Source organism: Chroococcidiopsis sp. (genome assembly GCF_051657925.1).
Classification (GTDB): Bacteria; Cyanobacteriota; Cyanobacteriia; order Cyanobacteriales; family Chroococcidiopsidaceae; genus Chroococcidiopsis.
The window spans coordinates 1-13,670 of record NZ_JBOFLP010000303.1; the positions used below are offsets into that span (position 1 = coordinate 1).

Below are 13,670 nucleotides of genomic sequence, written 5' to 3' on the forward strand. Positions count from 1 at the left end.
GGATTACGAGCGCAACGTCGAGACAGAGCGCGTCAAAGATTTCACTCTCTTGGTGGTTCTGGTGCCTGTACACATCGTCCTCTTCGGCGGACGATTATTGCCAAAAATAATGGCAACACTCATACCAAATGACCCACTACCCTATTTTTAACTGTTCAAGGACAAGAAGTTGTCAAAACAGGTAGACGACGTTTAGTTGATTGTCATACTTTTAGAGGCAACAGCTATTTGCGGATTGGTTGGGAGTGGGTTAAGGGTGTGTTGTCTCGCGGATGGCGGTTATTTCCTACTCTTTGTCTTTGTGGAGATGTCGCTCCAGAGCCGGCAATTGCTTCTCAAAAACAAACTCGAAAATTTCTCGAACGCGAGTTTCAAGTCAGGAATTTTTCTTTTGCCTCGTAGTTTTGTCAGTCAACCAGCTCCTGGGGTTAAGCCGAAATCATTTAACTGTAGCCAAATTTCCGTTTTGACCTGAACAAATTCGTTTTTCTTTAGACGCAAACAGAAGGATAAATTCTGCTCCCAGAGCCAGTGTGCTAGTTGAACCGAACAAAATTCGCGGTCTCCCAACAGACAAACTCGATAATTTTTCAAAACTGGGATGACTTGAGATAGAGCTGCTTTCTGCTCCTGAAGATTACTATTGCCCAATTTTGGTAACAATTCAAAATATATGGGAAAGGCTCGGTTGTCCCAAACCATGCTAAACATCAGTAGATTTATACACCCCCAGTTTGTCCGGTCAATCACTAGATAAATTATTTGATTGGAGGGAAAATAAGTCTCTAAATATGCCGTCACTATGGGAAATCAAATCTTCTCGATTGTTAGAGAAGGTAACGATCGGAATCGTTGGATTCTCTTTCTTCTGCTTTCAAATTTAATCGGCATCGGCAAAGCATTTGCTAAACCTTCTAAACTCACTTTTTTGATTGATTGCAGAAGATTAAGCAGAATTTTTAGAAAGAGCAACTCAGCGAGACTAAGTTGACTTTGTAGATGTGTTTGATAAAATACAGGTAGCATTTTCATTTGATAGGTCTTCTTGCAAATACTAGACCTATCTTTTCTTACCATAATTTGCTGCACTCTTTAACTCATAAGCTTTTCAAGGTATTTCGTCGCTCCGTCAGATCTAAATTATGAGCTAGTAAGCGCTATTCTCAATTTTTGATGCTTGCTTAATTTTTCATAACTTGGTTGACTGCGTATCCTACTACTGCAACACGATTAGCAAAAACTAGCGAGATCGTAATACAAAATATGCCATTAATAATCAGTGCGTTTTGAACTCCTATCTGACTAGCTAGTCCACCAGCAAATAAGTTTCCTAGTGGAAGCATACCCGTAGATGCCATAGTATACAAACTCATAACTCGACCTCGCTTATTGTCTTCTACCAACATTTGCAGGATTGTATTACTACCAGCATTCAGAATCGCTAAAACGAAACCAATGAAAAAGATGAGGAGTAAAGATAGCCACAGGATAGGAGAAAGAGAAAAAGTTATAATGCCAATTCCTAAAACAGTAGGTAACAAGAACACTAATTTTTCTAAGCCCCTGACACTATTGCGAAAACTCAGATAAACAGCACCTAATAAAGCACCAATACCTGCGGTTGTCATCAGAAACCCAAAGGTATCTGAGCCACCTTGAAGAACTTCTTTAGCAAAGATAGGACCAAGGGAGATATAGGGCATACCAAGAAAACTAACTAAAACTAGCAATAGCAGAACTGACCGAATCGGTAGGGAACTAAAGACGTAGGTAAAGCCAGCTTGCAATTCTTGCCAGGGAGAGGTAGTTTCAGCTATTGTTTGCCCAGGAGTAACCTTCATGGCTAAAAGAGCAGCAATGATAGCAACATAGCTGATGCTGTCAATGAGAAAACATGCACCTGCTCCAGCAGCAGCAATCAGCAAGCCAGCAATAGCAGGTCCTAACAAGCGAGCACTGCTAGTTAGGGAGGAATTAAGCGCGATCGCGTTATCGAGATCTGCTTTAATTCCAACCATCTCTGGGACAAAAGCCTGTCGAATTGGCATATCAAAGGAATTAATTAAACTTTGAATTATACTGAGAATCAGTAGATGCCAAATATTGACTTGACCTGTCAGGGTTAGAATTGCTAGCACTAAAGACCGGAGCATAGCGAGAGCTTGAGTAACAATCAATAGCCGATGGCGATTCCATCGATCGGCTAGAAATCCTGTAAAAGGAGCGAGAATCAAACTGGGAGCTTGACTAACAAATCCGATGACCCCTAGTAACAATGCTGAGTTAGTTAACTGATAAACTAGCCAGATTGTAGCTATCTGTGTCATCCAAGTTCCAATGAGAGATAAGCCTTGTCCAATGAAAAAGAGACGGTAATTTCTTGACTTAAACGCTCGTAAACTTGATGGCAGCTTGATAATTTCGGTTTGCATATTTGTCCTACTGCCAATGATGAATCCTCAGTCCAATTTCATCTACCATCCTTCTAAATGCATCTTTTTGCAATTGATGCTACCTCTTGTTCAATTGCATCGTTTTAAGCAGAAATCGAAAGGATCGAATTCCCACTTCTAGGGAGTTTAACACTTCTTCAGAAATTTCCGAAGCGCGCTCGAGTCAAGTTTGTTCGTATTGATTTTGCAACTATCTGTTAAAAAGCAACTAGCTCGATCGTGAGATGAGAAAGCAAGTCTGAGGAACCCGCATCGAAAAACGGTGAAAAGCTGCTAGCTATGCGATCGGTGACATTGAGCCAGGAGCAGCGCGATCGCTCGATATGAAGTCAATAGAAAGTGACTTACAAGCAAGTCTTAGTAGCGGAAGATTGCAGCTACTGGACTTTCATCAGGCAGATTTTCCAGTTCCACAGCATAAACTGTGCCACCGTTAAGGAGAGTGTGCCTTGCAGCGACATCTAACAAATCCTCGTCGCCAGGTTCAGCACCATCATGGAAATCGATCGTATTGGTGTCCGCAACGAAAGTCCCCCACTGCTGTGCGCCAACAGCAACAAATAAGCAATCGATTCTTTGATAATAGGCGGCTGAGACTATTTCTCTAACATCCTGGGAAATTTGCCCCGTGCCTGCCAGTTGTCTGTAGCGGTCAGCAGCCGCTTGTTGTTCCTGCAAAAAGTAAGGCTGCACGAGCGCCCAGGCTTGCTGGCGTAATTCGGCGGCACTCAACATTTCTGGGTTGCCCGTTACTGCCGCATCTAGGAGATAGGGGTAAGTATTTGCCTCTTGGTAAATTGGCAAGAGGTACTCCACACCTGCTAGAACTAAAGGGGCGCGATCGCCATGCAGTAAAGGCTGTATTGCTTCATCAACTCGATGACAGTACAGGCGAAGATTTTCCTTTTCGTCCTCATCGCCAGCGCCGTGACCGTGAAAGATCGTCGCTCCACCCCGATTGCCTCGCCGTCCGCTTGCCGCTCCTGGCGTTCCTAGATGGGATTGAATCTGTCTTTCCGGCTGCTCGAACTTGAGTACCTCAGCTAGACTGGGCAGCACATTTGTCAGATCGATTTGGTTGTCGCGATCGCGGGTACACTGAAGCAATCTAACATCCTTTTGACTCAGGGCTAAAATGTAAAACTGTCCGTTGCTGGTGAGTAGGGGTAGCAATGGCTTGATGTGGAAATGGTTGCTGACAACTACCAATTCCTCGAGATGGAGTGGCAGGCGGTAGTAACGAAACACTTCTGGAGAGCAAAAAATTGCTAACCCGTCACTTTGGTGTAGCCAGAAATCACTAGTTTCTAAGTCTTGGGCTGGCTGCAACAGCTCTAGTACTTTTGAATGGCGCATTCCCAGTTCGACTAAGCGTTCTTGGGCTAATTTCAACAGGTTCTTAAGTCGAATTGGTTCCTGTTCGATTTCTGGTCCCGCCGTCCGCACCGTGGGCAGAAAAATTGAAACACAGAAATTTTGGCGTTGTTCCAGCAGTACCTTGACTTCGTCAATGGATAATAAACACATAAAGTTAACTCCTGTTCAAATTCATACTATTCGCAGTTACTTCTAGCGATCGCGGCAAACTAACTTCCAGCCCCTCTAAAGTCTGCTTGACATGGGTATTGAATGCCGTACAAAGCGATCGCATACGTTGGCAAATAGCAGCAAACTCTTCATCTTTGGCGAGATCGACCTGGGCATAGTGCAGGCGCACTGGGATCGTTCGCAATCGTTGCAGACCGAGAGCGTTAGCTTCAACTAAAAACACAAACGATCGGTCGTTACGCAATACCGGATCGACGGCGTAGTCATCGAGGAAATCCCCAGTGTCGTACAAGATTAAACCGCGTTTATAGCATTCCATCCCCTGGAACAGGTGAGCTGAATGTCCGTGAATCAAGTCCACACCGCAATCTACAACTGCACGGGCAAACTGACGGAATTGGGGCGTTGGTGCAGTCACCATATTCGGTCCCCAGTGGACGGATAGGACAACTAAACTAGCTCCGGCAGCTCGTAACTGCTCTACTGCTGTTTCAATTAACAATAACGTGACTCGATCGCTACGGATTGGCAGATAGCGCGTCCCTGGACGATCTGAAGCAGCAGCAAAGGCAGGCTCGTTGTCCGTTAGGGCAATTATCCCAACTTTCAGAGCGTTAATATCGAGTAATATGGGGGTGGCTGCTTCGTGTAAGTTGCGACCAGCACCAGCATGGCGAATGCCTACTGCATCCAAGTGATGTAGAGTATCTAGTAATCCGCGATCGCCAAAGTCTAGGGTGTGGTTATTTGCCAAACTGACAAATTGGATATTGCCAGCGCGAAGCACTTTTACTGCTGCTGGATCGGCGCGGAAGTGAAACACCTTTGCCGTGCGGCAACACTCCTCGCTGCTCTGGTGAGTGATGGCACATTCTAGGTTGGCGATCGCGGCATCTGCCCCTTGCAAAATAGGTAGGACGCTGCCCCAGAAAGACTCTGGCGAGCGATAGAGAATTTCTTCATTCACTCCTCGACCTAGCATGACATCGCCCAGAAATGCCAATGTTATCGTTTCTTGCATCAATTGCTCCTGCCAGGGAAAGTTGGCGTGTTGAACTACGGCTGGGGAGCCTCAGCCGGATTTTTCAGGGCTGCTAATATGTCATCTGCCAATTTTGGATTATACGCCCTGACGCTGGCAGCATAAACCTGTAATGCTAGCTCTGCATTAGGGTCTGTGCCATCGTATCGCAGTGGAAAGTAACGCGCCTCTGGGTCTAGAGGCGAACCGTCCGCCTTAGCAATCCGGTATTTTCTGTAAAGTCCGTTATGCTTCCAACTTCGATCGCTCATAATTAATCTCCTTGTGATTTTCAGCTCGGATTTGCACCGAATTTGTTTGCTTCTCCATTGGGCGACGTTGGCATCAACACTGCCGCTTGGGGAAGCCTACCTGTACGCAACCATTCATCCATCTCTACTGGAGTTTGGACGCGGTGCAGTCGCGATCGCAGTTCTTGCCCTTCTAGAGTTTCTTTTTCCAGTAACACTTGTGCCGTCTCTTCCAGTAGTGCCTGATTTTTGCTTAAGATTGTCAAAGCAATCTGGTGGGCGCGATCGACCAGTGTTTTTATCTCTCGGTCGATGGCTTCAGTAACTTTGGCACTCACTTGACGGCGCGGACTAGTCAAACCTTCGAGAAACTGTTGTTGCGTCTTCTCAAAAGCGATCGGTCCCAGTTCATCGCTCATGCCGTAGAGGGTAACGAACCGCTCGGCTAAATCGGTGGCTTTTTGAATGTCGTCACTCGCACCAGTTGAAACTTGACCGAGAATCAACTCTTCTGCTGCCCGTCCACCTAACAAGGCAGCGATCCGACCGCGAATTTCACCCTCGGTAACTAAAAAGCGGTCTTCTTCTGGCAGTTGCAGTGTGTAGCCCAAAGCAGCTACGCCGCGCGGCACGACAGAGATTTTTTCGACTGTGCCAGCACCAGGCATCAGCGCCCCAATCAAGGCATGACCGACTTCATGGTAGGCAACCGTTTTTTTCTCCATCTCATTCAACACGCGAGACTTTTTCTCTAGTCCCGTCAAGACGCGCTCGATCGCTTCGTTGAAGTCATCCATCGTCACGGCATTGCGGCTGTTTCGTGCTGCAAGCAGTGCTGCCTCATTCACCAGGTTCGCCAAATCTGCCCCAGCAAAGCCAGGGGTGCGAGCTGCTAACTTGCCTAGATCGACATCTGCCGCTAACTGCACCTGTTTCGCATGGACTCTGAGAATCGCTTCCCGCCCGATTTTATCGGGACGATCTACCACAATCTGGCGATCGAAGCGACCAGGACGCAACAAAGCCGGATCGAGGACTTCAGGACGGTTAGTCGCAGCTAGGAGAATTACACCCGTATTGGGTTCAAAACCATCCAACTCCGAGAGTAATTGGTTGAGGGTTTGCTCCCGTTCGTCGTTACCACCCGTAATTGAACCAGAACCAACTCGCGACCTGCCCAAGGCATCCAACTCGTCAATAAATACAATACAGGGAGCTTGCCGCTTGGCTTGCTCAAATAGATCGCGCACCCGCGCTGCGCCTAAGCCGACAAATAATTCGATAAATTCCGAGCCAGAAATGCTGAAAAAAGGAACTCCCGCTTCACCAGCGATCGCTCTGGCAAGTAAAGTCTTACCCGTCCCTGGCGGTCCTACTAATAAGACTCCTTTCGGAATTTTTGCCCCTAGGCGAATATATTTATCTGCATATTTGAGAAACTCGACAATCTCTTGCAGCTCTACCTTAGCTTCATCTACCCCCGCAACGTCATCAAATGTCACGCCTGTAGTGCCTTCCGAGTAAATCCGCGCCTTGCTTTTGCCCAATGTCAGGGCAGATGTACCCCCGATTTGACTGCGACCGAGAAGCCAGCCCCAGATACTAAAGAAAACTAGCGGTGGTACAACCCAACTGAGTAAAATGGCGAGCCAGCCCCAACTATTAGGAGGCGGAGCCGAAAATTCGACTTTATGTTGCCGCAAAAGCTGCGTTAGTTCTACATCTCCAGCTACAGGAGTAGTGACAAATACTTTTTCTTCCGGCTGAGTCTTTGGTTGGGTAGCAGATGGCTGAGCAGTTGACTCTGATTTCAGCTCGTACTGAATGCGATCGCTGCCAACGACGGCACGGACAACCTTACCAGCTTCTACCTGCTCGATGAATCGACTGTAAGGAACTTGTCGATACTGAGGTCCCCGAAATAGAAACAGATTCAGCAGGATCAGCAACCAAAACAGAAAAATTAAGCTGCTGCCAAACTGTCGAGGTTCTGGCATTTTGTTCTGGTGATTCGGATCGGTATCGACGGGCATGGTGCGATCGCTCCTTGGTAAAGTCAGGGCTAGTGAGCGGAGAGTGTTGAAGTTGGCATGAGATAGCGCCCGAACCATTGACTTGCTAATCGCGCCACTGCTTCTAGCGCGCCTGGTTCTTCAAATAAGTGGGTGGCTCCAGGGACGATCTCCAGTTGCTTTTCAGTCTGAAGTTGCGCCAGTGCATTTCGATTCATCTCAATGACTGGGAAGTCATGACCGCCCACGATTAACAGTGTGGGTGCTTGGACGCGGGACAGTGCCGAGCCAGCTAAGTCAGGTCGTCCGCCACGAGAGACGATCGCGCCTACACCATTCGGACGTTCTGTTGCCGCTAATAAAGCAGCAGCACTACCCGTACTGGCACCGAAATAGCCAATCTTCATATGTTCAGTAGCAGGGTTTTGCATCAACCAATTCGTCGCACCTACCAGCCGCGATGCTAGTAATCCAATGTCGAAGCGTAGATGTCCAGTGTGTATGTCAACCGCTTCTTCTTCCGGTGTGAGCAGGTCAATTAACAAAGTTGCTAGGCTTGCTTGTTGCAATACTCCAGCCACATAGCGATTGCGGGGACTAAAGCGGCTGCTACCACTGCCGTGAGCGAATAGCACAACTGCTTGAGCATTTACGGGGAGCGCCAGATTCCCTTGTAGTTGCACTGAGTCAGTTGTGACTGAGACTAGGTGCTCTTGAACCTTCGATTCCGTTGTTCTTTTCATTGCTCTACCCTCCTGATTAGCTGTTAGCTGTTAGCTTTTTTCAATTACTAATTGCTAACCGCTCATTGCTAATTGAGAACTAGCTTGTGCCAGCAGGTTATGCACTTCTTCATCAGTTGTTTGCGAGAAGTCTTCGTACCAGAGACCTATGGCATAAAATGGCTCTGGTGTTGCCACGCAGACTACCTTGTCTACCTCAGCTTTCAATTCATCGCAGAGCGATCGCGGTGCAACTGGAACCGCAACAATAATTGACTGCGGCTGTTCTTGTTTGAGTACGGCAATCGCAGCCCGCATCGTTGCCCCCGTCGCCAAGCCGTCATCAACTAGAATGACGGTGCTATTTTTTACAGATGGTAAGGGACGATCGCCCCGATAAGCGCGATCGCGACGTTGCAATTCCCGCAGTTCTCTGGCAGCCACCTCGTCAATCGTTTTACTAGAGATGCCCAACCAACTCACCACGTCATAGTTCAATACCCGCACGCCATCTGACGCAATCGCACCCATTGCTAATTCCTTGTGTCCTGGTACGCCTAGCTTGCGAACCAAGCAAATATCTAAGGGAGCATTTAGTGCCTTTGCCACTTCATAGGCAACTGGTACGCCGCCACGGGGCAGTCCCAAGACTAAAACATCCGAGCGATTGCTGTAGTGTTTCAGCCCAGCAGCCAGCAGTTGTCCTGCCTCGGTGCGATTTCGGAATTTTGTCCTCATTATTCTCACCTCCTTCAAAAAAGGTCGCCGAGCGAGCCGTCAAACACAAACCACTGGATCGCTTTGGCAATTAAAGGGGCGATCGAGACGACTTGCAACTGCTGCCAGTCTGTTTCTTGGGTTGCTATGGTATCAGTGACAAAAATCGCTTGGATGCTTGGGTGACTCAACTTAGCGCGAGCGCCCGCGATAAATAGCCCGTGGGTAGCGGCAATGGTGATGTCAGGACGAGCACCTGCGTTGAGCAATGCCTCTATGCTCCTGGCAAGAGTGCCACCTGTGGAAATCATGTCGTCGATAATGAGACAGGGGCGATCGCCCACATCCCCTACAATGCGAGTTACCTCAGTTTCAGTACCGCTTTTACGCTGTTTGTGCAACACGACCGCAGATGTATCTAGTTTTTGGGCGTATTGGGTTGCCATCTGCACCCGTCCCGTATCCGGCGACACCACGACAACATCTGGTGGTAAGCGATCGCGCAGTGCCTCGCACAGGGTTGGTACTGCCGTCAGGCTGTCAACTGGAATCCGAAAGAAGCCCTCAATCTGAGGCGCGTGTAGATCGAGCGTGACCACGCGATCGATCCCGACTGCCTCCAACACCTCAGCCACCATACTGGCAGCAATTGGTTCGCGCCGTCCGTGTCGCTTGTCCGAGCGGGCATAGCCGAAGTAAGGGATAATTGCCGTGATGCGGGCAGCAGCGGCGCGACGGCAAGCATCGGCAAATGCCAAAAGTTCCACTAAGCGATCGTTGACGGGAGGAGAAGTAGACTGGATGAGAAACACCGATTTCTGGCGTACCGACTCTAGCAGCCGCACGGCAACTTCCCCATCTGGGAATCGCTCGGACACGCACTCACCCAGCGATATGTTGAGTTGTCGAGCGATCGCTTTCGCCAACCCAGGATTTGCTGTCCCTGCAAATAGGATGAAGTGTTCCATAGCAACCTGCTACCAGCCTATGTCTTGCCCGTCAATTGCCTCCAAGCAGAGTCGAGAGCTGCCTTGGTGCGACTGCCTGCCCGACTGATGTTCTGCTGTAAGTGATGCCATTGCTCGTGTAAAAAGTCAGTGGCTTCTTTCAGCGTGACGCGATCGTGTTCGCCAGAAGATGCCAACTCGTCGCTAACTGTTTTGATTTTGACTCGCACGACTTCGGGATGTTCGTGGGGAGAAATGAGATCGTGGAGGCGATCGCCCATTGTCTTGACTAGCTTTCTCACCTGCTGCGACTTCTCGCTCAGCAAACCCTTCAACCCCTCAGATTCGCTCTGGAGTCGGTCTTTGGTTTCGGCGCGGACGATCGCCTGACTCATGGCAATCTCTTGCACGTCTTCGGGAGACAACACGGCTCTACCACCAAAAGGAATCGCCGCTTCTCCGCCCAGAATGTAAGCCACAATCTCTCCAGTCTGCCAATCAAACAGAAAGTCCTCCACCCATCCCAAGGGTTCTCCCTGAGTCGATTGCACGGCAAGCTGGTAGAGACGACGCAAATTCGTGGGAGTATCTACCGTCAGGCGACCGTAGGTGACAATTGCCTCTGTCCCCACACTGGAGACTTGTTCTAGGGGCAGATACTCCATACCGTCTGAGAAATAAGCGATCCGCCCAGTCTCATCTAGCCACACTTCCTCCACCTGACTCAAAGGTGAAGCCGTAGAGCGATCGAACGCCATCAAACCAACGATTTGACTGCGACGTACAACATTCAACATAGTCTTTCTCCCAAAATGGAGCTGGAGAGAATTTTAGATTTTTAGATAGGACTTACGCATTGACAAGATAGCGGAAAGGCACAATTCTGTTTCGCCAAGCTTGATTTGTTCTGCTCTATGCTGCTACTCTCCCATCAAAATTTCTCCTCAAAGTTTAATTGAAATTCGACCATCAAATGGAAGTTTTAAATTTACTGAGATAGTTTCTCCGTTGTCAATTTCATAATACCTACATTCCCCTTGTTCATCGAAAGGCCAAATACAATAGTCATCCAAACCTTGCGTTTCAGTCAAATAGAGTTGATCTGGATACTGCCGACCTATTGCTTCAAGAAAATTAGTAATTTCAGGAATTGCCCCTTTTATTTGCGAAGATGCTGCTGCAATACTTCCCAGAAAAGCACTACCAGCAGCACCAGCAGCAATTCCTAGCGCACCCAAGACTAAATTAGCAATATTTGCAAATCCTCCTGCAACTCCTGTAGATACGGCTTCTGCTTTGATTCTTCTGATTTTCAAACACGGCATATATTACTCCTCCTTTGTCGTTGCCTAGTTTTTCTGCTGTAGAGTGAGTAATTGATACCTATTTGTGAGCGATCGCCAACAGCCTGAAATGGCGAAACTGTGTTTATACATACGATCGTTAGTTTGTACAGTGCCTCAGTCCTATAGATTTGGAATTTTGGATTCAATCTCAAAGCCAGACTGGTTTCACTCCCCACTCACCCCTTCTCGGTCACAATACTTCAGTCTCAAAAGAAACAGGATTAACAGGATAAATCGGTTCTTAACAAACTTGCTGTCAATCCTGTTTTGTATTTCCCTTCTAGTTAGCCGCAACTTTTTTCTTGCTGCTAGCTACTCACTGCTGTCAACCCACATTGACCTTGACAACTTTACGCTTATCTTCTTCAGATTTAGGCAAAGTTAGAGAGAGAACGCCATTTTTGTACTCGGCTTGTACTTTGTCGGTCTGGATGTGAGTTGGCAAAGGAATTACCCGCTCGAACTTACCGTAGTGAAATTCAGAGCGCATCACGCCTTTCTTTTCTGTCTTGGTTTCTGTCTTGCGTTCGCCACTAATGGAAACAGCATCTTCAGTCACTTGCACATCCAAATCTTTAGCTTCCATGCCTGGAATTTCCAGTTTCAGGTGTAATGCCTCCTCTGTCTCTTCCATCTCGGCTGAAGGCATAAAAGTCATTCCGGCAGCACCGCCATTACCGCCACTGGGCATCATCCGCTCAAACAAGCGATTCATCTCGCGTTGCAAACTTTCGATTTCTTGCAGAGGTTCCCAACGTTGAATATCTCGAAAAGGTTTCCAAAGAGTCAGAGGCATATCTGTCCCTCCTATACTGATTTTTTAAAGTAATTTTGTTTGTCGTGAATTTACGCTCGAGTTGGCGCGAAAAGAATGAGGAGCTAGCTCTATCTTCAAAGTAGGCAGAAAATTTGAGGATATTGTGAGGAATCGCTTCAACCAACTAGGTGATGCTTACCAACTAACCGCACCGTACTGGCTTGAGTCCCGCGATCGCCTTCTTCCTCGACGAAGCGGACTTCGCTACCGATTTCTAGATCGCTAAAAGCGGCATTAAGAACGCTATTCTGGTGAAAATAAATCTCGCGCCCATCGCTCGTTTCGATGAAGCCATAGCCTTCATCTGGGAACAATGCCGCAACCTGTCCGTGTGGCGGAACCTCATGTGTTTTGGTATCGCCGCGTTGATGGCGAGCGTAGTCCTGCAATTCGCGCCGTGCTGCGTTAAAAGCATCGCGAACTGCTACGTATATATCTTCATGCGCTTGATGCTCGGGTGGATTGCGTCTCACAATCAATTCGCCACCAGGTACGCTCAGGTCAATGCGGATATGGTAAAGGTTCCCCTCCTGGTGATGCCGATGTGGAGCCTCAACCATGACCCGACATTCCATAATTCGGTCGTAGAACTTGTCCAACTTAGCAGCATCAGAGCGAATTTTTGCCTCAACAGCTGCGGATGGCTGCATGTTACGAAAGGTGATTTGCAGTGGCAATTGCATAGACTCTCTACCTCTGTTTGCAACTTAAGTCGCATCTACCCAATCGCTGAGCGATTCATGTTCCGATTCAGTTTGGCTTTGACTGGGTGGTACTTGCAGCGCCTCGCTATCCTTGAAACGTTGACGCTCCTGTTTCTTTTGATGGTGGTTAGAGCGTTGTTTCTTTGGAGCAGTCATTGTGGCAGTCATGGGACTCACCTCCTCAATACTTGTAGGGTGAGCGAGCGATTGTGGTAAGTCAAGCTAATGTCATTAGAATTCTTAAGGCAAAACTAGCTCTCTATTTATATTTTCTCTCCCCTGATAGGAAACCGTCCAAAAACTACAAAAAACGATCGGTTTTTTCACACAACCTGTTTAGGTTTTAATTCCTACAAGCCTGTCATCCATTTTTGCGCTGGAAACAGCTCTTCGTATTCTTCTGATAAATTCGCCCGAATGTCAGTCAACTTCCCAGGCGTAGCGGCTTCTTCCAGTACGGCAAACACCGCTCGGGCGTGCATCGCGCCAATTGTCGGCTCTACACCCTCTTTTTCACTCACACGCCTATAAAACTCTTCGATCGAGAAATGCTGACCTACCTCTTGTTCTTGCCGTTGGAGATACTGCCCGATCTCCAATGGCAACTGAGCCGCCAGTTTATTTGCATCACTGGCAGCAATGCGTTCTTTTAAAGCTTCCAGCGTAGCACGGCTGGCACGTTCTGCTGCCTCACGCGACTCCAACTGAGCAAAGCTTTGAACGTGTGTAATAAACTCATCGTATTTCACTTTTAACCTCTTCAATAGTTCAAAGTTGTACAAACACACTCGCTCATCGAGATTGAGAGCTGGCAAAAATGAAACTACATGCTGATTGAAATGGCTTTTGCCACCACTGCCATCTCAAATCAGAGCTGAAATCAAATCATCGGTTTGCCAATTCAAACGCGATCGCGAATTTCACTTTGTTCTTCGGCATTAGCGCAGTGAGCGCAACAGTAGAAGGAACCGTTTGCTTCCATTCCGTGACCAATAATCTTGCAACCACAGTGACTGCAAGTGGGAGCAAGAGCTTTAATAGCACATTCAAAGCTATCGAATATATGTGGCTTGCCAGCTAGAATGACTTCAAAAGCCTTGTCGTAATCATTACCGCACACTTCACACTGAGG

At 47.7% G+C, this 13,670-nt stretch carries 15 protein-coding genes and 1 pseudogene; all 16 read right to left on the reverse strand.

The window, feature by feature from the left end; all coding sequences use genetic code 11:
• Positions 1-420: 420 nt before the first annotated feature.
• Positions 421-1,026 (reverse strand): annotated as a pseudogene (locus tag ACRC32_RS24535) (IS4 family transposase); the annotation flags it as partial.
• 155 nt (positions 1,027-1,181) lie between these two features.
• Entirely contained in the window at positions 1,182-2,432 is a 1,251-nt protein-coding gene (locus ACRC32_RS24540) for an MFS transporter (RefSeq protein ID WP_438556422.1), read from the reverse strand.
• A gap of 378 nt (positions 2,433-2,810) precedes the next feature.
• Positions 2,811-3,980 (reverse strand): baeRF7 domain-containing protein, encoded by a 1,170-nt coding sequence (locus ACRC32_RS24545; RefSeq protein ID WP_438556423.1) that lies wholly within the window; start codon positions 3,978-3,980, stop codon positions 2,811-2,813.
• Positions 3,981-3,984: 4 nt separating this feature from the next.
• On the reverse strand, positions 3,985-5,022 hold the full coding sequence (locus ACRC32_RS24550; protein WP_438556424.1) for a CapA family protein: 1,038 nt from the start codon (positions 5,020-5,022) through the stop codon (positions 3,985-3,987).
• Positions 5,023-5,057: 35 nt separating this feature from the next.
• On the reverse strand, positions 5,058-5,294 hold the full coding sequence (locus ACRC32_RS24555; protein WP_438556425.1) for a hypothetical protein: 237 nt from the start codon (positions 5,292-5,294) through the stop codon (positions 5,058-5,060).
• Between the two features lie 20 nt (positions 5,295-5,314).
• Complete coding sequence (gene ftsH, locus ACRC32_RS24560; protein WP_438556436.1) at positions 5,315-7,306, reverse strand: ATP-dependent zinc metalloprotease FtsH; 1,992 nt, start codon at positions 7,304-7,306, stop codon at positions 5,315-5,317.
• Between the two features lie 29 nt (positions 7,307-7,335).
• Positions 7,336-8,028, reverse strand: coding sequence for a dienelactone hydrolase family protein (locus tag ACRC32_RS24565; protein WP_438556426.1), 693 nt, complete (start codon positions 8,026-8,028; stop codon positions 7,336-7,338).
• A gap of 54 nt (positions 8,029-8,082) precedes the next feature.
• On the reverse strand, positions 8,083-8,745 hold the full coding sequence (locus ACRC32_RS24570) for a phosphoribosyltransferase (RefSeq protein ID WP_438556427.1): 663 nt from the start codon (positions 8,743-8,745) through the stop codon (positions 8,083-8,085).
• Between the two features lie 14 nt (positions 8,746-8,759).
• A complete protein-coding gene (locus tag ACRC32_RS24575) occupies positions 8,760-9,692 on the reverse strand; it encodes a ribose-phosphate diphosphokinase (protein WP_438556428.1) in 933 nt (310 codons plus the stop codon).
• Between the two features lie 17 nt (positions 9,693-9,709).
• On the reverse strand, positions 9,710-10,468 hold the full coding sequence (locus ACRC32_RS24580) for a PRC-barrel domain-containing protein (RefSeq protein ID WP_438556429.1): 759 nt from the start codon (positions 10,466-10,468) through the stop codon (positions 9,710-9,712).
• Between the two features lie 147 nt (positions 10,469-10,615).
• A complete protein-coding gene (locus tag ACRC32_RS24585) occupies positions 10,616-10,996 on the reverse strand; it encodes a hypothetical protein (RefSeq protein WP_438556430.1) in 381 nt (126 codons plus the stop codon).
• A 346-nt stretch (positions 10,997-11,342) separates the two neighbouring features.
• A complete protein-coding gene (locus ACRC32_RS24590) occupies positions 11,343-11,813 on the reverse strand; it encodes an Hsp20/alpha crystallin family protein (protein WP_438556431.1) in 471 nt (156 codons plus the stop codon).
• Between the two features lie 137 nt (positions 11,814-11,950).
• Positions 11,951-12,517, reverse strand: a complete 567-nt coding sequence (locus ACRC32_RS24595) for an HPF/RaiA family ribosome-associated protein (protein WP_438556432.1) — start codon at positions 12,515-12,517, stop codon at positions 11,951-11,953.
• Between the two features lie 24 nt (positions 12,518-12,541).
• Positions 12,542-12,706, reverse strand: a complete 165-nt coding sequence (locus ACRC32_RS24600) for a hypothetical protein (RefSeq protein WP_438556433.1) — start codon at positions 12,704-12,706, stop codon at positions 12,542-12,544.
• A 182-nt stretch (positions 12,707-12,888) separates the two neighbouring features.
• Entirely contained in the window at positions 12,889-13,287 is a 399-nt protein-coding gene (locus tag ACRC32_RS24605; RefSeq protein WP_438556434.1) for a DUF2267 domain-containing protein, read from the reverse strand.
• Positions 13,288-13,439: 152 nt separating this feature from the next.
• Positions 13,440-13,670 (reverse strand): hypothetical protein (locus ACRC32_RS24610; protein ID WP_438556435.1); only part of this gene is annotated, 231 nt, incomplete at its 5' end.